The sequence below is a fragment of the Caulobacter sp. GW821-FHT10C03 genome (assembly GCF_059415485.1).
On the sequence record NZ_JBWKNI010000012.1, the window covers coordinates 69291 to 94162 of the forward strand.

Annotated in this window: 23 protein-coding genes; 21 read left to right on the forward strand and 2 right to left on the reverse strand. The window is 68.0% G+C overall.

Going from position 1 to position 24872, the window contains the following annotated elements:
- The 9 genes from AC07NG_RS16430 (at window position 1) to AC07NG_RS16470 (ending at window position 8374) form a co-directional block, all read left to right on the forward strand.
- Window positions 1–756, forward strand: coding sequence for a biotin--[acetyl-CoA-carboxylase] ligase (locus AC07NG_RS16430; RefSeq protein ID WP_487288842.1), 756 nt, complete (start codon window positions 1–3; stop codon window positions 754–756).
- Window positions 753–1541: a type III pantothenate kinase gene (locus tag AC07NG_RS16435; protein ID WP_487288841.1), complete on the forward strand. Its 789-nt coding sequence runs from the start codon at window positions 753–755 to the stop codon at window positions 1539–1541. Before AC07NG_RS16430 ends, AC07NG_RS16435 begins: the two co-directional genes overlap by 4 nt.
- A complete protein-coding gene (locus AC07NG_RS16440; RefSeq protein WP_494595146.1) occupies window positions 1538–3217 on the forward strand; it encodes a ribonuclease J in 1680 nt (559 codons plus the stop codon). The genes AC07NG_RS16435 and AC07NG_RS16440 overlap by 4 nt, the downstream gene beginning before the upstream one ends.
- Before the next feature lie 7 nt (window positions 3218–3224).
- Window positions 3225–3956: a rhomboid family intramembrane serine protease gene (locus AC07NG_RS16445; protein ID WP_494595148.1), complete on the forward strand. Its 732-nt coding sequence runs from the start codon at window positions 3225–3227 to the stop codon at window positions 3954–3956.
- A 62-nt stretch (window positions 3957–4018) separates the two neighbouring features.
- The gene (gene mce, locus AC07NG_RS16450) at window positions 4019–4438 is read left to right on the forward strand and encodes a methylmalonyl-CoA epimerase (RefSeq protein ID WP_110117776.1); all 420 of its coding nucleotides are present in this window, start codon (window positions 4019–4021) and stop codon (window positions 4436–4438) included.
- A complete protein-coding gene (locus AC07NG_RS16455) occupies window positions 4438–4698 on the forward strand; it encodes a DUF1467 family protein (protein ID WP_492855545.1) in 261 nt (86 codons plus the stop codon). Before mce ends, AC07NG_RS16455 begins: the two co-directional genes overlap by 1 nt.
- Before the next feature lie 397 nt (window positions 4699–5095).
- Complete coding sequence (proS, locus tag AC07NG_RS16460; RefSeq protein WP_494595150.1) at window positions 5096–6421, forward strand: proline--tRNA ligase; 1326 nt, start codon at window positions 5096–5098, stop codon at window positions 6419–6421.
- Window positions 6421–7695, forward strand: a complete 1275-nt coding sequence (locus AC07NG_RS16465) for a lipoprotein-releasing ABC transporter permease subunit (RefSeq protein ID WP_494595151.1) — start codon at window positions 6421–6423, stop codon at window positions 7693–7695. Before proS ends, AC07NG_RS16465 begins: the two co-directional genes overlap by 1 nt.
- A complete protein-coding gene (locus AC07NG_RS16470; protein WP_110117780.1) occupies window positions 7688–8374 on the forward strand; it encodes an ABC transporter ATP-binding protein in 687 nt (228 codons plus the stop codon). The genes AC07NG_RS16465 and AC07NG_RS16470 overlap by 8 nt, the downstream gene beginning before the upstream one ends.
- 3 nt (window positions 8375–8377) lie before the next feature.
- Here AC07NG_RS16470 and AC07NG_RS16475 read toward each other — a convergent pair whose 3' ends face one another.
- Window positions 8378–9334 (reverse strand): nucleoside hydrolase, encoded by a 957-nt coding sequence (locus tag AC07NG_RS16475; protein WP_494595153.1) that lies wholly within the window; start codon window positions 9332–9334, stop codon window positions 8378–8380.
- 173 nt (window positions 9335–9507) lie between these two features.
- On the opposite strand from AC07NG_RS16475, the gene sidA reads away from it, so the two are divergent.
- The 3 genes from sidA to AC07NG_RS16490 all read left to right on the forward strand — a co-directional run bounded on the left by sidA (window position 9508) and on the right by AC07NG_RS16490 (window position 13565).
- Complete coding sequence (sidA, locus tag AC07NG_RS16480; RefSeq protein ID WP_058346375.1) at window positions 9508–9597, forward strand: cell division inhibitor SidA; 90 nt, start codon at window positions 9508–9510, stop codon at window positions 9595–9597.
- Window positions 9598–9622: 25 nt separating this feature from the next.
- On the forward strand, window positions 9623–13054 hold the full coding sequence (gene dnaE, locus AC07NG_RS16485; RefSeq protein ID WP_494595155.1) for a DNA polymerase III subunit alpha: 3432 nt from the start codon (window positions 9623–9625) through the stop codon (window positions 13052–13054).
- Window positions 13055–13214: 160 nt separating this feature from the next.
- Window positions 13215–13565 (forward strand): GFA family protein, encoded by a 351-nt coding sequence (locus tag AC07NG_RS16490; protein ID WP_494595157.1) that lies wholly within the window; start codon window positions 13215–13217, stop codon window positions 13563–13565.
- Between the two features lie 300 nt (window positions 13566–13865).
- Here AC07NG_RS16490 and AC07NG_RS16495 read toward each other — a convergent pair whose 3' ends face one another.
- Complete coding sequence (locus AC07NG_RS16495; protein ID WP_494595158.1) at window positions 13866–14660, reverse strand: helix-turn-helix domain-containing protein; 795 nt, start codon at window positions 14658–14660, stop codon at window positions 13866–13868.
- Between the two features lie 364 nt (window positions 14661–15024).
- On the opposite strand from AC07NG_RS16495, the gene rpsB reads away from it, so the two are divergent.
- The 9 genes from rpsB (at window position 15025) to bamA (ending at window position 24868) form a co-directional block, all read left to right on the forward strand.
- A complete protein-coding gene (gene rpsB, locus AC07NG_RS16500) occupies window positions 15025–15870 on the forward strand; it encodes a 30S ribosomal protein S2 (RefSeq protein WP_487288763.1) in 846 nt (281 codons plus the stop codon).
- A 111-nt stretch (window positions 15871–15981) separates the two neighbouring features.
- Window positions 15982–16920: a translation elongation factor Ts gene (tsf, locus tag AC07NG_RS16505; protein WP_110117787.1), complete on the forward strand. Its 939-nt coding sequence runs from the start codon at window positions 15982–15984 to the stop codon at window positions 16918–16920.
- A gap of 200 nt (window positions 16921–17120) precedes the next feature.
- Window positions 17121–17852, forward strand: a complete 732-nt coding sequence (gene pyrH / locus AC07NG_RS16510; protein WP_110117788.1) for a UMP kinase — start codon at window positions 17121–17123, stop codon at window positions 17850–17852.
- 28 nt (window positions 17853–17880) lie between these two features.
- Window positions 17881–18447, forward strand: a complete 567-nt coding sequence (gene frr / locus AC07NG_RS16515) for a ribosome recycling factor (protein WP_058346382.1) — start codon at window positions 17881–17883, stop codon at window positions 18445–18447.
- A 51-nt stretch (window positions 18448–18498) separates the two neighbouring features.
- Complete coding sequence (uppS, locus tag AC07NG_RS16520; RefSeq protein WP_494595161.1) at window positions 18499–19275, forward strand: polyprenyl diphosphate synthase; 777 nt, start codon at window positions 18499–18501, stop codon at window positions 19273–19275.
- Window positions 19235–20080 (forward strand): phosphatidate cytidylyltransferase, encoded by an 846-nt coding sequence (locus AC07NG_RS16525; protein WP_494595215.1) that lies wholly within the window; start codon window positions 19235–19237, stop codon window positions 20078–20080. Before uppS ends, AC07NG_RS16525 begins: the two co-directional genes overlap by 41 nt.
- Window positions 20068–21261 carry a 1-deoxy-D-xylulose-5-phosphate reductoisomerase gene (gene dxr / locus AC07NG_RS16530; RefSeq protein WP_494595163.1) on the forward strand — a complete coding sequence of 398 codons (1194 nt, stop codon included), beginning with the start codon at window positions 20068–20070 and terminating at the stop codon, window positions 21259–21261. The genes AC07NG_RS16525 and dxr overlap by 13 nt, the downstream gene beginning before the upstream one ends.
- Before the next feature lie 32 nt (window positions 21262–21293).
- Window positions 21294–22490 (forward strand): M50 family metallopeptidase, encoded by a 1197-nt coding sequence (locus tag AC07NG_RS16535; RefSeq protein WP_492855537.1) that lies wholly within the window; start codon window positions 21294–21296, stop codon window positions 22488–22490.
- A gap of 17 nt (window positions 22491–22507) precedes the next feature.
- Window positions 22508–24868 carry an outer membrane protein assembly factor BamA gene (gene bamA, locus AC07NG_RS16540; RefSeq protein ID WP_110117794.1) on the forward strand — a complete coding sequence of 787 codons (2361 nt, stop codon included), beginning with the start codon at window positions 22508–22510 and terminating at the stop codon, window positions 24866–24868.
- Window positions 24869–24872 lie beyond the last annotated feature (4 nt).

The window sequence follows — 24872 nt, forward strand, 5'->3', positions numbered from 1 at the left end:
GTGACGGGCGCGTCCGCCGAGGGGCCGCCCGTCGTCGTTCTCGACGAGATCGACTCGACCAACGCCGAGGCTCGCCGCCGCGCGGAAGCGGGGCAGGCGGGCCCGGTCTGGATCGTCGGCCTGCGGCAGACCGCGGGCCGCGGTCGCCGGGGCCGCGCCTGGGAAACCGGCGACGGCAACCTGGCCGCAACCCTCCTGCTCACCACCGACAAGCCGCCCGCCGAGGCCGCGCAGATCTCGTTCGTGGCGGCCCTGGCCGTCGCCGACCTGCTGAGCGCCTATGTCGCCGAGCGGCTGGTCAGCCTGAAATGGCCCAACGACCCGATGGTCGGCGGGCTTAAGATCAGCGGCATCCTCGTCGAGTCCGGCAAGAGCCCCGCAGGCGGCCTGTGGCTGGCCGTCGGGATCGGCGTCAACCTCGCCCGCAAGCCCATCGACAGCGAGCGCCCGGCCACGGCCCTGCCGACCTGGCGGGCCGAGCCGCCGCCCTCGCCGGTGGAGGCGATCGAGATCCTGGCCCCGGCCTTCGCCCGCTGGCTCGATGTCTGGACCCGCCTGGGCTTCCCCGCCATCGCCGACGCCTGGACCGCCAAGGCCCACGGCCTGGGCGAGCCCTGCACCGCGCGGCTCTCGACCGAGACGATCGAAGGGATCGCCGAGGGCCTCGACGCCGATGGCGCCTTGCGCCTGCGCCTGGCCGACGGCCAACTGCGCCGGATCACCGCCGGCGACGTCTTCTTCGGAGGAAACCCCTGATGCTGCTGGCCATCGAACAGGGCAACACCAACACCATGTTCGCCATCCACGACGGCCAGTCGTGGATCGCCCAGTGGCGCGCGGCGACCGAGAGCACCCGCACCGCCGACGAATACGTGGTCTGGCTGTCGCAGCTGATGTCGATGCAGGGCCTGGGGTTCCGGGCGCTCGACGCCTGCATCATCTCCAGCGTCGTGCCCCAGTCGCTGTTCAACCTGCGCAACCTGTCGCGCCGCTACCTGAACGTCGAGCCGCTGGTGATCGGCGAGAACGCCAAGCTCGGCGTCGACGTCCGCATCGACAAGCCCAGCGAGGCCGGCGCCGACCGTCTGGTCAACGCCGTGGGCGCCAGCATGGCCTACAAGGGCCCGCTGATCGTCATCGACAGCGGCACGGCCACCACCTTCGACGTGGTGGGCGCTGACGGCGCCTTCGAGGGCGGCATTATCGCTCCGGGCATCAATCTTTCCATGCAGGCGCTGCACGAAGCGGCCGCCAAGCTGCCCCGCATCGCCATCCAGCGTCCCGCCCGTAATCGCGTCGTGGGCACCGACACGGTGAGCGCCATGCAATCGGGCGTGTTCTGGGGCTATATCTCACTCATCGAAGGGCTGGTCGCGCGCATCAAGGCCGAGCGCGGCGAACCCCTGACCGTGGTCGCCACCGGCGGCGTCGCCTCGCTGTTCGAGGGCGCCACCGACAGCATCGACCACTTCGACCCTGATCTGACCATCCGTGGTCTCCTCGAAATTCATCGCCGCAATACCCACCTAGAGAACGAATGAAAAAGCACCCTGACGACGAGCTCGTCTTCCTGCCCCTGGGCGGGTCGAACGAGATCGGCATGAACTTCAACCTGTACGGCTTTGGCCCGGCGCACGATCGCAAGTGGATCGTCGTCGACCTGGGCGTGACCTTCGGCGACCAGACCACGCCGGGCGTCGAGATCATCCTGCCCGACCCGGAATATATCGTCCCCTACGCCAAGGACATTCTGGGCATCGTGCTGACCCACGCTCACGAAGACCACCTGGGCGCCGTCGCCTGGCTGTGGCCGCAGCTGAAGGCCCCGGTCTACGCCACGCCGTTCACCGCCTTCCTGCTGCGCGAAAAGCTGCGCGACGCCAACCTGCTGGACGAGGTCGAGATCCACGAAGTGCCGCTGAGCGGTAACTTCGACCTGGGGCCGTTCCACCTGGAAATGGTGACGCTGACCCACTCGATCCCCGAACCCAACGGCCTGGCGATTAAGACCCCGCTGGGCACCATCCTGCACACCGGCGACTGGAAGATCGATCCGGATCCCCAGCTCGGCGCCGCCACCGACGTCGACGCCCTGCGCCGCCTCGGCGACGAGGGCGTGCTGGCCATGGTCTGCGACAGCACCAACGTCTTCGTCGAAGGCACCGCCGGCTCGGAAGCCGACGTCCGCGTCGAGATGAACAAGCTGATCGCCAGCCTGACCGGCAAGATCGCCGTGGCCTGCTTCGCCTCGAACGTGGCCCGCATGGACACCGTCATCCGCGCCGCCCAGGCCGCCGGCCGCAAGGTCTGCCTGGCCGGCCGCTCGATGCACCGCATGGCCGCCGCGGCCCGCTCGGTCGGCCTGCTCGACGGCCTGGAGCCGTTCGTCAACGACGACCAGGCCAAGCATATGCCGGAGAACGAGATCCTCTATCTCTGCACCGGCAGCCAGGGCGAGGCGAGGGCGGCTCTGGCCCGCATCGCCGAGGGCAACCACCCGCACGTCAAGCTCTCCTCGGGCGACCACGTGGTGTTCAGCTCGCGCGTGATCCCGGGCAACGAGATCCCGATCCGCAACCTGCAGAACAAGCTGGCCGACCGCGGCGTGCGCCTGCACACCGAGCGCGACACCCCCGGCATCCACGTCTCCGGCCACCCGTGCCGCGACGAGCTCAAGCAGATGTACCAGTGGGCCCGGCCGCAGATCGCCGTGCCGACCCACGGCGAACGCCGCCACCTGCTCGAGCACGCCGCCTTCGCCAAGGACCTGCAGGTCCCGCACGCCGTTTCGCCCCGTAACGGCGACATGGTGCGCCTGGCCCCCGGCCATCCGGAGATCATCGACGAGGTGCCGGCCGGCCGGCTGTACGTCGACGGCGGCGTCGTGACGCCCGAGAACGGCGAGGCCCTGCGCGAGCGCCGCCACGCGGCGTTCAACGGCGTGCTGGCCGTGTCGATCGTGCTCGACGGCCGCAACAAGGTGGTCTCGGGCCCGCAGGTGCGTGGTCTGGGTCTGGCCGGCGACGAGGAGTACCCCCTCGACGAGGCTCTGGACGATCTGGCGGAAGAGGCCGAAGAGGCCTTCAAGCGCCTGTCGGGCGACGATCGCGAGATCGACGAGACCATCGAGAACGCCATCTCGCGCGCGGTGAAGAAGGCCGCCTTCCGCATCTGGGAACGCAAGCCGGTCGTCGAGACGACCGTCCTGCGCCTCTGATCGCCGCATGTCGACGCCAGAGGATCCGACCCTGACCGAAGAGACCCCCGCGCCCCGGCGCGAGAGGCTGTTCGGCACGGGACCGGCCATCCTCTGGTTCGAGGCCTGGCCGGTGCTGGTGACGCTCGGCCTGATCTGGGCGGTCTTCGCCGTCCAACTGGCCAGCGCGCCCCTGGGCTTCGAAAACGAACTGCTCAGCCTCGGCGCCTTTCACCCCGGCAACTTCCGCGAGGGGCTGTGGTGGACGCCGATCAGCTACATCTTCATGCATGCCGGCTGGTTCCACATCGCCATGAACTCGGCCGCCCTGGTGGGCCTGGGGCCGGGCCTGGCCCAGCGTTTCGGGCGTGACGCCGTCGGCGGCCTGCTGTTCGCGGCGCTGTTCCTGGTCTGCGGGGTGGCCGGGGCCATGCTGTCGATGGTGCTCAGCCCCGAAAGCTGGCTGGTCGGCGCCTCGGGCGCGATCTGCGGCCTGTGGGGCGCCGGTGCGCGCCTGGCGGGGCCGGGGAGGGCGGAACTGGCGCCGATCTTCTCGCCGCAGGTCGGTCGCTCGGTTGGCTCCTTCGTGGTGATGAACCTGATCGTCGTGGTCGCCGCCGGCGCCTATGGCCTCGCCTCGCAGCAGGGGATGATCCTGGTCTCCTGGCAGGCCCATCTCGGCGGGTTCGTGCTGGGCTTCCTGCTGATCCCGATCCTGCCCGTCCGCTTCCATTGGCTGAAGGGCGCTCGCACGGCTTGACTGCCGTGAGCGGAGGCGCGGTTAGTGGGCGGCCAGATCCTCTATAGCCAGGACCCCGCACCATGATCGGCAGGCTCAACCACGTCGGCGTCGCCACCCCGTCCATCGACGAGTCGGTGAAGATGTATCGCGAACTGCTCGGCGCCACCTCGGTCACCGACAAGTGGGCCATGCCCGAGCAGGGCGTCTGGGTGTGCTTCGTCAATCTGCCCAACAGCCAGATCGAGCTGATCGAGCCCTATGGCGAGAACTCGCCGATCCACGGGTTTCTCGCCAAGAACCCCAAGGGCGGCCAGCACCACATCTGCTTCGAGGTCGAGAACATCTACGAGGCGCGCGATTCTCTGGTCGCCAAGGGCGCGACCGTGCTAGGCGAGCCCCGGATCGGCGCCCACGGAACGCTGATCGTCTTCGTTCACCCCAAGGACATGGGCGGCCTGCTCGTGGAATTGATGGAAAGCCCCAAGGACGCGCACCACTGATGGGTCCGATCACCGGCATCGCGATCTTCCTGACCATCTGGTGGACGGTGCTGTTCGCCGTGCTGCCGATCGGCACGCGCAGCTATCACGAGCTGGGAATCGAGCCGCCGCCGGGCGCGGATCCCGGCGCGCCGGTGAACCCGAACCTCAAGCGCAAGTTCTTCACCACCACCTGGATCTCGGTCGTGGTGTTCGTGGTGTTCTGGCTGGTGGTGAAGTTCCAGCTGGTGAGTCTGCCGGACCTGCCGTCCACCTATTGAAAAATTTGCAGAACGCGGCCCGGCGCCCAAGCCTTGGGCGGGCGCTGGCCTTCTGCCCGTCAAACGCCCATCGGTTGGGCGAAACAGGCCGACTTGCCCACTTGGCGGCAATCGGATGCCCCAACAGTCGTTCGGAGGCTTAGATTGTCATGACGAGGCCGGGTTCGGCCTTGCTCTGTGGCGTCTTCCCCGACGATGAACTTGATGGCCGCGCGAGTGAACCGCGCGGCCTTCTTTTCGTTTAGCCTAGCTCGAGGGCGTCAGGCGAAAGTGAGCGCGGTTTCGCCGCCTGGACGTCCTCGACACTCAAAACGTCATCTTTTCGCCGCGCGCGTTGCCAAGCTGAACGGCGACCGGCTATCTCAACGCCTCGAATTCCCCCGGAGACGTTCCGTCCATGCGCCTGTCGCGCTACTTCCTGCCCGTTCTGAAAGAAGCTCCCTCCGACGCCCAGATCGCGTCCCACCAGCTGATGCTGCGCGCGGGCATGATCCGCCAGGAGGCCGCCGGCATCTACGCCTGGCTGCCGCTGGGTCTGCGGGTGCTCAATAAGATCGAGCAGATCGTCCGTGAGGAGATGGATCGCGCGGGCGCCATCGAGCTCTTGATGCCGACCCTGCAGCTGGCCGACCTGTGGCGCGAGTCGGGTCGCTACGACGCCTACGGCCCGGAGATGCTGCGCATCACCGACCGCCACGAGCGCGAACTGCTGTACGGGCCCACCAACGAGGAAATGGTCACCGAGATCTTCCGCGGCTCGGTGCGGTCCTACAAGGACCTGCCCAAGAACCTCTACCACGTGCAGTGGAAGTTCCGCGACGAGCGCCGTCCGCGCTTCGGCGTCATGCGCGGCCGCGAGTTCCTGATGAAGGACGCCTACAGCTTCGACCTCGACGCCGAGGGCGCGCGCAAGTCCTACAATCGCATGTTCGTGGCCTATCTGAACCTGTTCTCGCGGATGGGCCTGAAGGCCGTGCCGATGCGCGCCGACACCGGCCCGATCGGCGGCGACCTTTCCCACGAGTTCATCGTCCTGGCCGAGACCGGCGAAAGCGCCGTCTTCTGCCACAAGGACCTGGTCGAGATGGCCGCGCCCGGCCCGGACGTCGAATGGTACGGCGACCTGCAGCCGCTGGTCGACCAGCGCACCGCGCTCTACGCCGCCACCGAGGAAATGCACGACGAAGCCGCCTTCGACGCGATCCCAGAGGGCGACCGCCTGTCGGCCCGCGGCATCGAGGTCGGCCACATCTTCTCGTTCGGCACGAAGTATTCCGAGCCGATGAAGGCCCTGGTCATGGGTCCCGACGGCAAGGAAGTGCCGGTCCAGATGGGCAGCTACGGCGTCGGCGTCTCGCGCCTGCTGGGCGCGATCATCGAGGCCAGCCACGACGACGGCGGCATCATCTGGCCGGAAAGCGTCGCGCCGTATCACGTCGGCATCGTCAACATGCGCCAGGGCGACGGCGCCTGCGACGCGGCTTGCGACGCCGCCTACAAGGCCCTGCAGGCGGCCGGCGTCGATGTGCTCTACGACGACACCGATGCGCGCGGCGGCGCCAAGTTCGCCACCATGGACCTGATCGGCCTGCCCTGGCAGCTGATCGTCGGTCCCAAGGGCGTCGCCGAGGGCTTGGTCGAGCTGAAGAACCGCAAGACCGGCGAGCGCGTGTCCGAGCCGCTCGACGCGGTCCTGGCTCGTCTGACCGGCAAGGCCGCCTGATGGCTATCGGCGCGGGGCCTTTCGGAACCTGGGAACGGGCGGTCGCCTGGCGTTACCTGCGCACCAAGCGCAAGAACGGCGGCGTTGCCCTGATCTCGGTGATCTCGTTCAGTGCGGTGATGCTGGCGGTCTTCGCCCTCATCACCGTGATGAGCGTCATGAACGGCTTCCGCGCCGAACTGCTCGGCCGGCTGCTCGGCTTCAACGGCCATATCTACGCCCAGGGACCGCTCGTGAACGGCCCCGACCGCGAGGGCGTCATCGCCCGCATCAAGGCCGTGCCCGGCGTTATCCAGGCCGCGCCCCTGGTCGAGGCCCAGGCCATGGTCATCGGTCCCAACCAGGTGACCGGCGCCATCGTCCGCGGCGTCAACCCGGCCGACCTGCGCGGCATGAAGCTGATCTCCGCCAACATCAAGCAGGGCTCGCTCGAGGGCTTCGGCGAGGGCGAGTATGGCGGCGACATGGTGCTGATCGGCGACCGCATGGCGCGCAACCTGGGTCTCTCGGTCGGCGACCCGATCACCCTGATCTCGCCCGCCGGCCCGGCCACCGCCTTCGGCACCTCGACCCGCGAGAAGGACTACGTGGTCGGCGGCATCTTCAGCGTCGGCATGAGCCAGTTCGACGAGTCCTACGTGATGATGCCGCTGGCCCAGGCCCAGCCGTTCTTCGGGCGCGACACGGCCATCGACTATGTCGAGGTCAAGCTCACCGATCCCGACAACGCCAAGACGGCCAAGGCCACCATCGAGCAGGCGGTTGGCCCCGGCGCCTTCATCACCGACTGGATGGACAAGAACAGCAGCTACTTCAACGCGCTGCAGGTCGAGCGCAAGGTCATGCGGCTGATCCTGTTCTTCATCGTCGCCATCGCCACCCTCAACATCATCTCCGGCCTCGTCATGCTGGTGAAGAACAAGGGCCGCGACATCGCCATCCTGCGCACCATGGGGGCCAGCCGGTCCTCGATCCTGCGCATCTTCATCATGGCCGGCGCCTCGATCGGCGTGGCCGGCACCCTGGCGGGCCTGCTGCTGGGCACGCTGTTCTGCGCCAACATCACCGCCATCCAGAACTTCGTCGAGTGGGTCACCGGCACGGCGGTGTTCAGCGCCGACATCTATTTCCTGGCCCATATCCCGGCCAAGATCGACTGGGCCGAGGTGGCTGGCGTCGTCTCGATCTCCACCCTGATGAGCGTGCTGGCGACCCTGCCGCCGGCGCTGCGGGCCTCGCGCCTCGATCCCGTTGAGGCCCTTCGCTATGAGTAGTCCGGTCCTGGCCCTGCGCGGCGTCGAGCGCACCTATGTCACCGAGGCCGGCAAGCTGACCGTGCTGCGTGGCGTCGATCTCGACGTCTATCCGGGCGAAGTGGTCGGCCTGATCGGGCCCTCGGGCTCGGGCAAGTCGTCGCTGCTGCACGCCGCGGGTCTGCTGGAGCGCCCCGACGCCGGCGTCATCGCCGTCGACGGCAAGGACTGCTCCAAGCTTTCCGAGCGCCAGCGCACCAAGGTGCGGCTGTCGACGGTCGGCTTCGTCTACCAGTTCCACCACCTGCTGCCGGAGTTCACGGCCGCCGAGAACGTGGAACTGCCGCTGATGATCGCCGGTCGCCGTCGCGGCGAGGCTCGCGAGCACGCCGTGGGGCTGCTCAGCCAGCTGGGCCTCGCGGCTCGCGTCGATCACCAGCCCGGCCAGATGTCGGGCGGCGAGCAGCAGCGCGTGGCCATCGCCCGCGCCCTGGCCAATTCGCCCAAGCTCCTGCTGGCCGACGAGCCGACGGGCAACCTCGATCCCGGCACCTCGGCGGCCACCTTCCAGGCGCTCTATGACCTGGCGCGCGGCCAGGGCGTCGCCGCCCTGATCGCCACCCACAACATGGAACTGGCCCGCTACATGGACCGCGTCTTCGCCCTGCGCGACGGCCACCTGGAGCCGCAGACCTTCTAGGGTCTAGAGCAGCGCCTCGCGCATCGCGTTGAAGAACCCGGCCTGGTCGATCTTCTTGATCACCCGGGCGTTGGGTTCGCGGCGCTTCAGGGCCGGGTCGGCGATCTCGATGTCCGGCAGGATCGAGTGCGAGACGCTGAGATAGCCGCGCGTCAGCTCGCCCATGGTCTCGACGTCGATGACGCAGCGCTCGGCGTCCAGGACGAGGGCCTCGTCCAGCATCGCCGCGCAGGTCAGGGCGTCGGGGTGCAGGCTGCCGTCCAGGCCCTCGGTGTCGCGGGCGAACGCCAGCGAGGCCTCGTTGACCTTGGTGAAGAACCTGGCGCGCGGCGTGCCGATCGCATCCAGTTCGGCGAGCTGCGCCGTGCTCAGCAGGCCGTCGCGCAGGGTTTCGGTCCAGGTCACCACGTGCAGGTCGAAGCCGGCGTTGACGACGATCTTGGCCGCCTCGGGATCGGCATAGAAGTTGTACTCGGCCGCGGGGGTGACGTTGCCGACGCCGTTGTCGGTGCCGCCCATCACCCACAGGGCCTTGGCGGCCTGGGCGATGGCCGGCTCGCGCAGCACGGCCAGGGCGATGTTGGTCAGCGGCGCCTGGGCCAGCAGGGTGATCTCGCCGGGCGCTTCCATCACCCGCCGCACGATCTCGTCGGCCGCGTGGCCGGGGGAGGGGCGCTGGGCGGTCTTCGGGAACGCCGCGTCGCTCATGCCGTCGGCGCCGAACACATAGGCGGCGTCCAGCGGAACACGGCTGAACGGCCTCTGGGTCCCCAGATAGACCGGAACGCCGGCCGCCTCGCAGGCCTCCAGCGTCACGAGGGCGTTCTCGGCGTGCTGCTCGAAGCCGACATTGCCGTGGCTGATGGTGATCGCCTCGACGGTCACGCCCGGGCGGCGCAGGGCGAGCATCAGGGAGAAGACGTCGTCTCCGGCGGTGTCGGTGTCGATGATCAGGCGCATGAAACGGCTTCTGCCGTGTTCCCGCCGGCAAGGCCAGAGCCGGAAGGTTGTGGCGCGACTATCAACCCCACGCGGCAAAAAAGCTCGCAATTTGCCTGTGGACTATTGCGATGAGAACGAAAGGGGAATAGAGAACAAAAAGGCAACTGGCCAACGAGCTGTGGAGGGATGTTATGGTCCGGATCGCGCGTGAGTCTTTGGCGCTTGTATCTGTCGCCGGCTTCGTCTGGATGATGTGTTCGGTCGCCCAGTTGGTGGCCTGAGTCGAGAAACAGCGAGGTCATGGTCATGTCGGGTGTGGAAGGTCAGGGTTTCGTCCACCTCCGCGTCCGGTCGGCCTATTCGCTGCTGGAAGGGGCCATCAAGGCCGACAAGATCCCGGGCATGACAGCCGCCGGCGGCATGCCCGCCGTGGGGATCACCGACCGGGCCAACCTGTTCGGCGCCTTGGAGTTCTCGGTCTACGCCAAGGACAACGGCGTGCAGCCGCTTATCGGCTGCGCCCTGCCTGTTAACGGCATCGGCGCCAAGCCGTCCGAGCGCTGGGCGCGAGAGCCGACGATCACCCTGCTGGTGCAGAACGAGAAGGGCTATCTGAACCTCTCGGAACTGTCGTCCCTGGCCTATCTGGAAAGCGGCGAACTGGCCGAGCCGGTGGTGCCCTGGGCCAAGGTGGTCGAGCACGCCGAAGGGCTGATCCTGCTGTCGGGCGGCACCGATGGTCCGGTGGACTCGCTGCTGGCGGCCGGCAAGACGGCCGAAGGTCACGCGGCCCTGGCCGAGATGCAGCGGGTGTTCGGCGACCGCTTCTATGTCGAACTCCAGCGCCACGGCCTGCCGCAGCAGGCGGCGGCCGAGCCGGGCCTGGTCGACTGGGCCTATGATCACGATGCGCCGCTGGTCGCGACCAACGACTGCTACTACGCCAAGCCCGAGCTCTACGACGCGCACGATGCGCTGCTGTGCATCGCCGACGGCTCGTTCGTCGGCCAGGACGAGCGGCGGCGCGTGACGCCCGAGCACTGGTTCAAGCCGGCCGACGAGATGCGCAAGCTGTTCGCCGACCTGCCCGAGGCCTGCGACAACACCCTCGACATCGCCCGGCGCTGCGCCTTCATGGTCAAGAAGCGCGACCCGATCCTGCCCAGCTTCCCCACCGGCGACGGCCGCAACGAAGCCGAGGAACTGGCCCACCAGGCCCGCGAAGGCCTGCGCAAGCGCCTCGACGGCCTCACCCTGGCGATGGAAGAGCACGTCTACTGGGAACGGCTCGACTTCGAGCTGGGCATCATCGTCAAGATGGGCTTCCCCGGCTACTTCCTGATCGTTTCCGACTTCATCAAGTGGGGCAAGGATCACGGCATTCCGGTCGGTCCGGGGCGGGGTTCGGGCGCCGGTTCGCTGGTCGCCTGGGTGCTGACCATCACCGACCTGGATCCGCTGCGCTTTGGCCTGCTGTTCGAGCGCTTCCTCAATCCTGAGCGGGTCTCCATGCCCGACTTCGACGTCGACTTCTGCCAGGAGCGACGCGAAGAGGTGATCGCCTACGTCCAGGACAAGTACGGCCGCGACCGCGTGGCCCAGATCATCACCTTCGGTTCGTTGCAGGCTCGCGCCGTGTTGCGCGACGTCGGCCGGGTGATGCAGCTGCCGCTGGGTCTGGTCGACCGTCTCTGCAAGATGGTGCCCAACAACCCGGCCGCGCCGGTGACCCTGGCGCAGGCCATCGACATCGAGCCGCGCCTCAAGCAGGCCAAGAACGAGGACGCCAACGTCTCCAACTGCCTGGACGTGGCCCTGCAGCTGGAAGGTCTGTTCCGCAACGCCTCGACCCACGCCGCCGGCGTGGTCATCGGTGATCGGCCGCTGACGCAGCTGACTCCGCTCTACAAGGATCCGCGCTCGGACTTCCCGGCTACCCAGTTCAACATGAAGTGGGTCGAGAGCGCCGGCCTGGTGAAGTTCGACTTCCTGGGCCTGAAGACCCTGACCGTGCTCGACCGGGCGGTGAAGCACCTGCGCAAGCGCGGCATGGAGGTCGATCTCGGCCGCCTGCCGTTCGACGACACCAAGAGCTACGAACTGCTCGCCTCGGGCCAGACGGTCGGGGTGTTCCAGCTCGAAAGCCAGGGTATGCGTGACACCCTGCGCAAGATGCGCTGCGGCTCGATCGAGGAGATCACCGCGCTGATCTCGCTCTATCGCCCCGGCCCGATGGACAACATCGACACCTTCGTCGACTGCAAGTTCGGCCGAAAGCCCGTCGATACCCTGCACCCATCGCTGGAAGGCGTGCTGCGCGAGACCTATGGGGTCATCGTCTACCAGGAGCAGGTGATGCAGATCGCCCAGATCCTGGCTGGCTACAGCCTGGGCGAGGCCGACCTGCTGCGTCGCGCCATGGGCAAGAAGAAGAAGGAGGAGATGGATCTCCAGAAGATCCGTTTCGTCTCCGGCGCCAAGGAGAAGGGCGTCCCCGAGGACCAGTCGGGCTCGATCTTCGAACTGGTGGCCAAGTTCGCCGGCTACGGCTTCAACAAGAGCCACGCGGCCGCCTACGCCCTGATCGCCTATCAGACCGCCTGGCTGAAGGCCAATACGCCGGTCGAGTTCCTCGCGGCGTCGATGAGCCTCGATATCTCCAACACCGACAAGCTGGCGGTCTTCCACCAGGACGCCCGCCGCTTCTCGATCACGGTGCGGGCGCCGGACGTCAACCGCTCGGGCGCCGACTTCGAGGTCGAGAACGGCGAGGTGCTCTACGCCCTGGGCGCCGTGCGCAACGTCGGCCTGGAAGCCATGAAGCACCTCGTCGCCGTGCGCGAGGAGGGCGGGCCGTTCCGCGACATCTTCGACTTCGTCGAGCGCGTCGATCCCAAGCAGGTCAACAAGCGCGCCATCGAAAACCTGGCCAGGGCCGGGGCCTTCGATTCTCTGCACAAGAACCGCGCCCAGGTGTTCGCCAACGCCGACGTGCTGATCGCCCACGGCCAGAGCATCGCCGCCGACCGCCAGGGCGGCCAACACGCCCTGTTCGGCGGCGACGCCGCCGCCAGCCGCCCGCGCCTGAAGAAGGTCGAGCCCTGGACCCAGGTCGATCTGCTGGACGAAGAGCTGTCGGCCGTCGGCTTCTACCTGACCGGCCACCCGCTCGAAGACATGATCGGCATGCTGCGCCGCCGGCGCACCGTCATGCTGACCGAGGCCCTGGCCCAGGCCGAGGCCGGCGCCGAGGCCCTGCGGATGTGCGGCATCGTCCGCCGCCGCCAGGAGCGCGCCTCGCAGAGCGGCGAGCGCTTCGCCTTCGTGTCGCTGTCGGATCCGTCCGGCGAGTACGAGGTGCTGTTCCCGCCGGAATCCCTGCGCAAGTGCCGCGACGTGCTCGAGCCGGGCAAGGGCGTGGTCATCAAGGTCCGCTCCAAGGCCCGCGACGGCGAGGTGCGGTTCTTCGGCGACGACGCCGAGCCGATCGAGAAGGCCATCGAGAACGTGGTGGCCGGCCTGCGCGTGCACCTGTCGCCGTCGGCCACCGAGATCGAGGCGCTCAAGCGCCGCATCGAACCGGCCGCGGCCCAGAAGGGCGGCGAGATCAGCTTCGTGGCGGCCCTCGGCGGCGGCCGCGAGATCGAACTGAAGCTGCCGGGCCGCTATACTCTTGACGCCTCTTTGCGCGGCGCGCTGAAGACCGCGCCGGGCGTGGCGCTGCTGGAAGACGTCTAGCGTCGCTGTCCGGCCCTGAACTGTCGCGGGCTTTTCGGCGCGCTGGGCGGGGCGAGCCGGATAGATCTACGATGCGAACTTGGGGCTCACGTGCGGAATAGGCGCGGAGCCTGATTGAGGACGCTGGCCGCGAGCCGCAGCCGGCGAAAGGGAGGACGACATGGCCAAGCACGCCGGCGGCTGCCAATGTGGCAAGGTCCGCTTCGAGGTCGAGGCCGACCTGTCGCAGACCATCACCTGCAACTGTTCGCGCTGCGGCAAGCTGGGCTCGGTCCTGGCCTTTGCGCCGATCGACCAGTTCAGCCTCGTCTCGGGCGAGGACGCTCTAACCGAGTACCGGTTCAACACCGGCAAGATCCAGCACCTGTTCTGCGCCGACTGCGGCATCGAATCCTTCGCCCGCGGCGAAGCGCCGAACGGCGCGAAGATGGCGGCGATCAATGTCCGCTGCGTCGATGGCGTCGACGTCTTCGCCCTGGAGCCGCAGCAGGTCGACGGCAAGTCGTTCTGACGTAAAGGGCGACCGGGTCGGTCTGAACAGGCGCCAACGTCTGTCGCCGCTCCAGTCGATGTTGCTTCGAGGGTGCGCGGGCAGGAGCGCTTGGGAGCGGGCAAGCTCAGGCCCCGCCCCTCCATCACTTCACCCCGGCGGCTCGCCCGAAACCTGTCGTCGTGCGGTCTCAGTGGGGGACCTCCCGCCGCTCGGCTTTAGGAACCTGGGGAGTCTCGGGTCTCAGGTCCACGAACCGCCTGGACGCTATGGTGGCCGCGACGAGATCGTGTGCGCTGACAGGATGCCAGCCCCGTCCTCCTACCGCGCCGAGAACCTGACCACGGCCGGGATCGCCGAAACGCCCGCTTCCGAAGCGAACTTGCGGTGGCGGTCGTTGTTGAAGCCGACCTCGTAGCTGCGCCCGGCCTGGACGGTGCAGTAGAGGGTGAAGCTGCGCCGGTCCTTGGACTGGGCGGGCTTGGGCGCGCAGGCCGGGAAGGTGGCCGGATCGCGGGTGACGAACGACCAGCCGGCCTGCATCGGCTGGTCGAAGGTGACGCTCAGGGCGAGAGGCCCGGCCCGGACCACGGCGCCGGGTGTGGGCGAGACGGCGACGACACGCGGCGGCGCGGGCGGCCGCGGCTGCTTGTGGTCGGCGACGGCAAGGGCGGCGACGGCGCCGATGGCGGCGGCCATGACGATCATTGCTGAAGCTCCGGCGAGGAGGGGCCAGGCGGCCCGGAGGGCGGGGTTGCGCCGTCCGTCCTGACCCGGCGGGCGACGCGCGGCCATCCCGATTTTCTCGTCCCGACTTTCTTGTGGCGAAGCCGGGAGCGCCCCAGGCAGGACTTCGGCCGGCGCGCCATCGGCCACGGCGGCCGTTCCATCACCCACCGCGACGCCCGTTCCACCGTCCACCCCGTCGTCCGCCACGAGGCGCGCCAGTTGCCGGCTGCTGCCGACGCCGGTCTTGCGCCGCGCCTCGCGCAGCCGCTCGTTGACAGCGCCTTCGCTGACGCCCAGTTCGGCGGCCGCGCTCTTGGCCGTGTGGCCGCGCGCCAGCAGCAGCAAGACGCGACGTTCGGCGTCGGACAGGTGCGAGAGGTCTGACATCGGGATCCCGTACGGTGCGCGGCAAGGGTGCAGCGCGGGTGCGCACTCAACCTTTTCGGCCGGCGTTCGGCAACGGCCGGGGAGGGCGGTCGGTGATTCCGCCCTGACCTGTCGGCGATCTCGCCATCGCCGGCCGGTGCATGCGCGCGGCCGCGAATGTCCGGAAAGAACGACCCTCGCTGCCGGCGAGCGTCGGGAAAGGCTTGCATTCAGCGCGTTTCGCGACTATCTGCGCGCCATTCCACACGCGGACGTTCGGCAGCGCCGGGGAGACATCCCGACGTCGCCGTTCCGGTCCCGCCTCCAGAATGGTCTGGAGCGGGGGTGTCCGCGGAGGTTCAACCGGAAAAAGGATTAAGGCCCGATGGCTCTTCCCGAATTCTCCATGCGTCAGCTCCTGGAAGCCGGCGCCCACTTCGGCCACCAGACCCACCGCTGGAACCCGAAGATGGACCGTTACATCTTCGGTTCGCGCTCGAACATCCACATCATCGACCTGTCGCAGACCATCCCGCTGCTGCACCAGGCCCTGGTGAAGGTCCGTGAAGTCGCCGCCGCCGGCGGCCGCGTGCTGTTCGTCGGCACCAAGCGCCAGGCTTCGGATCCGGTCGCCACGGCCGCCAAGCGCTGCGCCCAGTATTACGTGAACCACCGCTGGCTCGGCGGCACCCTGACCAACTGGCGCACCGTCTCGGGCTCGATCGCTCGTCTGCGCGAGCTGGAAGGCGTCCTGGGCGGCGACGGTTCGGGCCGTTCCAAGAAGGAACTGCTGCAGCTGACCCGCGAGCGCGACAAGCTCGAGCTGTCGCTGGGCGGCATCAAGGACATGGGCGGCATCCCCGACATCATGTTCGTGATCGACACCAACAAGGAAGCGATCGCGATCCTGGAAGCCCGCAAGCTGAACATCCCGGTCGTCGCCATCCTCGACACCAACTGCGATCCGGACGGCATCACCTACCCGATCCCGGGTAACGACGACGCCGCCCGCGCCCTGCAGCTGTACTGCGACCTGGTCGCCGACGCCGTCCTCGACGGCCTGGCCGCCGGTCAAGCCGCCTCGGGCGTCGACCTGGGCGCTTCGGTCGCTCCGATCGAGCCGACCCTGGCCCGCGAACTGACCCCGGAAGTCGCTCCCGAAGCGGCCGCCCCGGAAGCTGCCGCTGAAGAAGTCGCCGCTCCGGCCGCCGACGAATCGGCCGCCGGCTGATTTCTCTTCGGCCGCCGGCTCTCCTGACGGAGGGCGGGCGGCCGTCGCGCTACCGACACGCGACCGGGCTATCAAGCCCGGTCGCTAAACGTTTGAATCTGGAGATTTTCCATGGCTGAGATCACGGCTGCGCTGGTCAAGGAACTGCGCGAAAAGTCCGGCGTCGGCATGATGGACTGCAAGAAGGCCCTGTCCGAGAACAACGGCGACATCGAAGCGTCCATCGACTGGCTGCGCGCCAAGGGCCTGTCCAAGGCCGCCAAGAAGGCCGATCGCGCCGCCGCCGAAGGCCTGGTGGCCATCGCCGTCGCCGAAGCCGGCGCTGGTGAAACCGCGACCGCCGTCGAAGTGAACGCCGAAACCGACTTCGTGTCGCGCAACGACCTGTTCCAGGGCGCTGCCCGTCAGATCGCCCAGGCCGCCCTCGGCACCGACGGTTCGGTCGAAGCCATCGGCGCGGCCAAGCTGGCCGGCGGCGAGACCGCTCAGGACCACCTGACCAACCTGATCGCCACGATCGGCGAGAACATGATGGTCCGTCGCGCCGCCAAGTGGACGGTCGAGAACGGCGTCGTCGCCTCGTACATCCACAACGCCACCGCGCCGGACCTCGGCCGCATCGGCGTGCTGGTCGCCCTCGAGTCGGCCGGCGACAAGGCCGCCCTGCGCGAGCTGGGCCGCAAGATCGCCATGCACGTCGCCGCGACCGCCCCGCTGTCGCTGTCGCCGGACGATCTGGACCCGGCCGCCATCGAGCGCGAAAAGGCCGTGTTCACCGAGCAGGCCCTGGAATCGGGCAAGCCGGCTGCCGTCGTCGAGAAGATGATCGAAGGCCGCATCCGCAAGTTCCTGGAAGAAGTCGTGCTGCTGAAGCAGGCCTTCGTCATGAACCCGGACCAGACCGTCGAGCAACTGGTCGCCGAAACCGGCAAGACCCTCGGTGCGCCGATCGTCGTGAAGGGCTTCACCCGTCTCGCCCTCGGCGAAGGCGTGGAAAAGAAGCAGGACGACTTCGCCGCCGAAGTCGCCTCGATGACCGGCCAAGCCTAAGGCTGGAGAAGACAGGCAAGGCGGCGGGCAGGTCTCGCCGCTTTCGCTGTCGTCAAATCAAGGGCGCGGCGCGCATCGAACGCGCGCCGCGCCCTTTTTTTGCGCTTGAACGGCGTCGCGCCCGGATGGCGCAAAACCGATCCCACTTTTGTGTAACGCACACTATGGTGCGTGCCGACGACTCAGGAAGAGCCCGGTCCATGTCCGATCCCACCCCCGCCAAGCCGTACCGTCGTCTTCTGCTCAAGGTTTCCGGCGAAGTGCTGATGGGCGACACGCCCTACGGGATCGACACCAACACCGTCCAATCCGTCGCTCTCGACATCGCCGAGATCGTCAAGTCGGGCGTCGAGCTGTGCTTGGTGATCGGCGGCGGCAACATCTTCCGCGGCATGGCCGGCGCGGCCAAGGGCATGGAGCGCTCCAGCGCCGACTACATGGGCATGCTGGCCACCGTCATGAACGCCCTGGCCATGCAGGACGCCCTCGAGCGCATCGGCGTCGAGACCCGCGTGCAGTCGGCCATCCCGATGGCCACCGTCTGCGAGCCCTACATCCGCCGCCGCGCCCAGCGCCACCTCGAGAAGGGCCGCGTGGTGATCTTCGCCGCCGGCACCGGCAACCCGTTCTTCACCACCGACACCGCCGCCGCCCTGCGCGCCGCCGAGATGCAGTGCGACGCCCTGTTCAAGGGCACCAGCGTCGACGGCGTCTACACCGCCGATCCCAAGAAGGATCCCACCGCCCAGCGCTACGACCGCCTGAGCTACATGGACGTGCTGGCCAAGGACCTGCGCGTCATGGACGCCTCGGCCGTCGCCCTCATGCGCGACAGCAACATCCCGATCGTGGTGTTTTCGATCAAGGGGCGGGGTAACCTGCTCGACGTGCTGCGTGGCCAAGGCACGCACACCGTCGTCGCCAACGCCTGATTTTATCTAAGCGAAGAGAGCCCAAGCCATGGCCGCCGCCGAAAAGCCCGTCCTTTCCCGCTACAAAGACCGCATGGACAAGGCCGTGCTCGCCCTGAAGGACGAGTTCGGCTCCCTGCGCACCGGCCGCGCGTCGGCCAGCCTGCTCGACCAGGTGATGGTCGAGGCCTACGGCTCCAGCACGCCGCTGAACGCCGTGGCCTCGGTCAGCGTCCCCGAGCCGCGCCAGATCAACGTCAGCGTCTGGGACCGCGGCGTCGTGGTCTCGGTCGAGAAGGCCATCCGCGCCTCGGGCCTGGGCCTGAACCCGGTGGTCGAAGGCCAGAACCTGCGCATTCCGATCCCGCCGCTGACCGAAGAGCGCCGCAAGGACCTCTCCAAGATCGCCGGCAAGTACGCCGAACAACAGAAGATCGCCGTGCGCAACGTTCGCCGCGACGCCAACGACGACCTCAAGAAGGCCGAGAAGGACAGCGCCATCAACGAGGATGAGCGCAAGAAGATGGAAACCGAGGTCCAGAAGCTGACCGACGAGGCCATCAAGCGCATCGACGAGGCCTTGAAAACCAAAGAGCAAGAGATCATGCAGGTCTGATCGTCCTCTCTGGTGGACGCCTGGGGGATGAGAAGGGAAGGCTAAGAGCGCATGTCGCCGAAGACCGGCCTGCAGACCAAGACCGCGCGCCCCGGGGGCGAGGCCGGCGCGGGTCTGCATGCGGCCATCATCATGGACGGCAACGGCCGGTGGGCTAAGCGTCGCGGCATGCCGCGCGCGCTGGGCCATCGGGCCGGCGTCAACGCGCTGAAGCGCACGGTCGAGGGCGCGCCCTCGGCCGGCGTCGCCGTGCTGACCGTGTTCGGCTTCTCGACCGAGAACTGGCGCCGCCCGGCCCAGGAAGTCTCCGAGCTGATGGGTCTGCTCAAGGCCTATGTCGAATCGGACCTCGAGCGTCTGAGTCGCGAAGGCGTCCGTGTGCGGATCGTCGGCCGGCGCACCGGCCTGTCGCCCGACGTGCTCGAGGTGATCGAGCGCGCCGAGCGCCGCACGGCCAACAACGACCGCTTCCTGCTGCAGGTGGCCTTCAATTACGGCGGCCAGGCCGACATCACCGACGCCGCGCGCCGCTTCGCCGAGCAGGTCGAGCGAGGCGAGGCGAGGGCGGCTGACCTCAACGAGCAGATGTTCGGCGGTTTCCTGTCGACCTCGGCCGCGCCCGCGCCGGACCTGATCGTCCGCACCAGCGGCGAGCACCGCATCTCCAACTTCCTGCTGTGGGAATGCGCCTACGCCGAACTGATCTTCCAGGACGTTCTCTGGCCCGACTACGGCCCCGAGCACCTGGCCGCCGCCGTCGCGGAATATCGTAGCCGTGACCGGCGCTATGGAGGCATTGCGGCCGATGACGTCGCCGTCGCCGGCTAAGCGCTTCAACTGGGGCAATCTCTGGACGCGCGTGGCTTCGGCCACCGTGCTCGTTCCCACGGTCGTGGCCGCCGTCTGGCTGGGGAGCTACTGGTTCCTGGCCCTGGCCCTGGTGTGCGTGGGCCTGCTGGCCCGCGAGTGGGGCAAGATCAGCGCCCCCAAGGCCCCCAACGCGGTCGGCGCCGTGGTCGCCGTGTTCTGCGCCGTGGCGGTGATCGCCGCCTTCCTAGCCCACTTCTTCGTCGCCTGGGCCGTCGTGCTGGCCGGAGCCTTCCTGGCCGGCCTGATCGCGCGCGGCGCGGTCGAGCGCCGGGCCGACGCGGCCTATGGCGTCATCTACATCGCCCCCGCCGTCATCGCGATGGTCTGGGTGCGCTCGCTGTCGGACGGCCTGTGGTGGACGCTGCTGCTGTTCGTCGTCACCTGGTTCGCCGACATCTTCGCCTATGCGACCGGCAGCGTGCTGAAGGGCCCCAAGCTGTGGCCCCGCATCTCGCCCAACAAGACCTGGTCGGGCTTCGTCGGCGGCCTCGTGGCGGCCACGCTGGGCGCCGTGGCGGTGTCGGAACTGGCCAATCTGCGCCTGGTCTGGCCGGCGGCGGCGCTGATCGGCCTGCTCGGCGGCCTGGCCACCATGGCCGGCGACCTCTGGGAATCGATGCTCAAGCGCCGCTTCGGCGTGAAGGACAGCGGCGATCTGATCCCCGGCCACGGCGGCCTGCTGGATCGCGTCGACGGCCTGATGTTCGCGGCCATCGTGGTGGCCGCCGTGCGTTTGATCGACCACTGGGGATGGGCTCATTGACCGCGTCCCGTAAGGTTGTTGTTCTGGGATCGACGGGTTCGATCGGCGTCTCCACCCTCGATCTCTTCGAGCAGTCCAAGGTTCCGGTCGAGATCCTGGCCCTGGCCGCTGGCCGCAACGTCGAGCGCCTGGCGCAGCAGGCCCTGCACTGGCGCCCCAGGCTGGCGGTGATCGAGGACGAGCGCCTGCTGGGCGAGCTTCGCGAACGCCTGGCCGGTTCGGGCGTCGAGGCCGCCGCCGGTCCGGCCGCGGTCGAGCAGGCCGCCGCCATGGGCGCCGACTGGGTGATGTCGGCCATCGTCGGCGCGGCGGGTCTCGCGCCCACCCTGGCGGCCGCCCGCACCGGCGCGGTCGTGGCCCTGGCCAACAAGGAAAGCCTGGTCTGCGCCGGCCCCGAACTGCTGCGCATCGCGCGCGAGGCTGGCGGCACGGTGATCCCGGTCGATTCCGAGCACTCGGCCATCTTCCAGGTGCTGCAGCCGGCGTGCCTGGACCGCGTCGCACGCCTGATCCTCACCGCCTCGGGCGGCCCCTTCCGCACCTGGACCCGCGAGCAGATGGCCGCCGCCACGCCCGAACAGGCCGTGGCCCATCCCAACTGGTCGATGGGCGCCAAGATTTCGGTCGATTCCGCCTCGATGATGAACAAGGGGCTGGAGATGATCGAAGCCTCCTACCTCTTCGACACCCCGGAAGAGCGCATCGGCGTCGTGATCCACCCGCAGTCCGTGATCCACAGCCTGGTGGAGTACACCGACGGCTCGACCCTGGCGCAGCTGGGGCCTCCGGACATGCGCAGTCCGATCTCCTACGCCTATTCCTGGCCCGAGCGCCTGGCCTGGCCGGCCAAGCCCCTGGATCTGGGCGCTTACGGCCAGCTGACCTTCGAGGATCCGGACCTCGAGCGGTTCCCGCTTTTGGGCGTCGCGCGGGAGGCTTTGCGCCTCGGCGGCGGCGCGCCGACGGCGATGAACGCGGCCAATGAGGTCGCCGTCGCGGCTTTCCTTGACCGGCAGATCGGCTTTCTCGATATTGCCGCCTCGGTTGAGGGGACGCTTGAACGCATGAATGGGGTAGGGGACCTCGCCGTAACGGCGGGTGACGTTCTTGACACAGCCATGATGATCGACGGCTCGGCCCGCCGTATTGCGGCCGAGGTTGTCGCTCACAAGCGCCTTTAGTGAAGTGACCGGGGAGCTCTGATTCCAAGCCGATGATCAGTCTTCTGATCTCGATCGTGTCGATGATCATCGTGCTGTCCGTCGTGGTGACGGTGCACGAGCTCGGACACTTCTGGGCGGCGCGCGCGTGCGGCGTCGCGATCGATCGTTTTTCGATCGGCTTCGGCTCGGCCCTGTTTTCGTGGCGCGACAAGCACGGCGTGGAGTGGCGGATCGCCTCGATCCCGCTGGGCGGCTACGTGCGCTTCGCCGGCGACGAGAACGCCGCCAGCGTGCCCGACCAGAACGACCTCGACGCCATGAAGGCCGAGATCGCCCAGCGCGAAGGCGCCGAGGCCGTCGGCAAGTACTTCCATTTCAAGCCGATCTGGCAGCGGGCGGTGATCGCCGCCGCCGGTCCGTTCGCCAACTTCGTGCTGGCGACGCTGATCTTCGCCGTCGTGCTGCTGGTCATCGGCGACCTGAAGTCGCCGGCCACCATCTCGGCCGTTACGCCGGGCAGCGCCGCCGCCGAGGCGGGCTTCCGTCCCGGCGACACCATCGTCCGCATCGACGGCCGCAAGGTGAAGGACTTCCAGCAGGTCCAGCGCTACGTGACCCTGCGCGCCAAGCTGCCGATCGCGTTCGGCGTCGAGCGCGCCGGCCAGACCGTCTCTCTGACGGCCACGCCGCGCCTGGTCGAGCAGAAGGACCAGTTCAGCGGCCGCGTGAAGGTCGGCCAGCTGGGCCTCGAAAGCCGCAGCCGGCCCTATCTGCAGAAGTCCAGCTTGCTCAGCGCCATTCCCGACGCCGTCGGCCAGGTCTGGGACATGCTCAAGACCATCGCCTTCTATCTGGGCCGCCTGCTGACCGGTCAGCTGCCGGCCGACCAGATCAGCGGCATCATCGGCATCGGCCATTCGGCCGGCGCGGTGACCAAGGCCAGCGTCGAAGGCGCGCCTGACGTCGGCACGGTGATGCTGCGGCTGCTGTTCAACCAACTGCTGTTCATCGCCAGCCTGTCGGTCAGCATCGGTTTCATGAACCTGCTGCCGATCCCCGTGCTCGATGGCGGCCACCTGCTGCTCTACGCCTACGAGGCCGTCTTCCGACGCCCTCTGCGCGCCGACTTCCAGGCCGCCGGGTTCCGGGCGGGCCTTGCCTTGATCCTTTGTTTCATGCTGTTCGCGGCCTGGAACGACCTCAACCGCTTCGACGTGTTCAAATTCATCGGCGGCCTGTTCACGTGAACGCCGCCCGCCCGTCCATGATTGGTCCCATGAGCAAAATTCGCGCACACAGCGCCGCGTTCGCCACCGGCGTTGCGCTCCTCTTCGGCTCCACCGCCCTGATCGCGCCGCAGGCGGCGTTCGCCCAGGCCCAGACCTCGGGCGTGGTGCAGCGCATCGTCGTGCAGGGCAACGAGCGGATCGAAGCGGGCACCGTGCTGTCGTACCTGCCGATCCAGGCCGGCGAGACCGTCGATCCGGCCCGCCTCGACCTGGCGCTGAAGACCCTGGCCCGCACCGACCTGTTCGCGGACGTCTCGATCGAGCTGGTCGGCGGCGACCTGGTGGTCAAGGTCGTCGAGAACCCGATCATCAACCAGGTGGTCTTCGAAGGGAACTCGGCGCTCAAGGAAGACAAGCTGAAGGACGAGGTCCAGATCCGTCCGCGCGGCATCTTCACCCGCGCCAAGGTTCAGGCCGACGTCCAGCGCATCATCGAGCTCTACCGCCGCTCGGGCCGCATCTCGGCCACCGTGACCCCCAAGGTCGTGGAACTGCCGCAGAAGCGCGTCGACCTGGTGTTCGAGATCAACGAAGGCCCCAAGAGCGGCGTCCTCGGCGTCAACTTCCTCGGCAACAAGGAGTTCTCGGACAACGAGCTGGCCGACGTCATCGTCACCAAGGAGTCGCACTGGTACAAGTTCCTGACCAGCAACGACAACTACGACCCGGACCGTATCGAGTACGACCGCGAGCAGCTGCGTAAGTACTATCGCAACCGCGGCTTCTTCGACTTCCGCGTCGTGGCCTCGACGGCCGAACTGGCCACCGACAAGAACGGCTTCGCGGTCACCTACACGATCGACGAAGGCCCCAAGTACAAGTTCGGCAAGGTCACCGTCGAAACCGAGCTGAAGAAACTCGACGGCAACCTGCTGGCCCAGATCCTGCCGATCAAGACCGGCCAGATCTATGAGGACGAGCGCATCGAGCAGGCCACCGACGCCCTGACCTTCGCGGCGGGCGCGGCCGGCTTCGCTTTCGTGGACGTGCGTCCGCGCTACGTGCCCAACCGCGAGACCCAGACGGTCGACGTGGTGTTCCAGGTGCGTGAAGGCCCGCGCGTCTACGTCGACCGCATCGACATCGTCGGCAACACCCGCACCCTCGACTACGTCCTGCGCCGCGAAATGGAAGTCGCCGAAGGCGACGCCTACAACCGCGTGCTGGTCGACCGGTCGCGCAACAACATGCGCCGCCTGGGCTTCTTCAAGGACGTCAACATCGAGGAAGTGCCGAGCAGCGCCCCCGACCGCACCGCCCTGCGCGTGAAGGTCGAGGAGCAGCCGACGGGCGAACTGTCGTTCAGCGCCGGCTACAGCTCGGTTGACCAGCTGGTGCTCGACGTCGGCGTCACCGAGCGGAACTTCCGCGGCCGCGGCCAGAACCTGCGCGCCCGCGTCTCGGTCGGCTCGCTGCGTCAGCAGGTCGACTTCGCCTTCACCGAGCCGCGCTTCCTGGGCCGCAACCTGGCCGCCGGCGTGAACCTCTATTCGTACCGCTACGACCTCAGCGACTACGCGGCCTACGACACCAAGTCGATCGGCGGCGGCTTCACCCTGGGCTTCGGCCTGACCCAGAACACCTCGATGAGCCTGCGCTACACCCTGCGCCAGGACGAGGTGGACGTGGCCGACAGCTACTGCACCGCTGGCACCGTCTCGGCGATCCTCTGCCTGCAGCGCGGCGCCTACATGACCTCGCTGGTCGGCTACGGCCTGCGCCTGGACAAGCGGAACGATCCGCTGCGTCCGACCCGCGGCTTCTTCGCCGACCTGAACCAGGACCTGGCCGGCTTCGGCGGCGACGTGAACTACCTCAAGACCGAGGTGGACGGCGGCTGGTACTGGGGCTTCAACAAGGACTTCGTCCTGCAGGCCACCGGTTCGGCCGGCTACATCGAGGGCTGGGGCGGCGACAGCGTCCGCATCAACGACCGTTTCTACAAGGGCGGTTCCAGCTTCCGCGGCTTCGAGACCGCCGGTATCGGCCCGCGCGACACCTCGACCGACAGCAGCGCCCTGGGCGCCAAGCTGTACGCCATCGGCTCGCTGGAGCTGAGCATCCCGACCTTCCTGCCCGAGCAGTACGGCATCAAGGCCGCCCTGTTCACCGACTTCGGCACCGCCGGTCAGCTGGATGACGTCGATCGCCAAAGTTCGACCGGAGTCTTCGACGAAAACATCCGGGACAACCTCGGTCTGCGGGCTTCCGCCGGCATCAGCATCGACTGGAAGTCGCCCATGGGTCCCATCCGGTTCGACATCAGCCAGATCCTGAAGAAGGAAGACTACGACCGGACGGAAACCTTCCGCTTCTCCACTTCAACCCGTTTCTAATCTC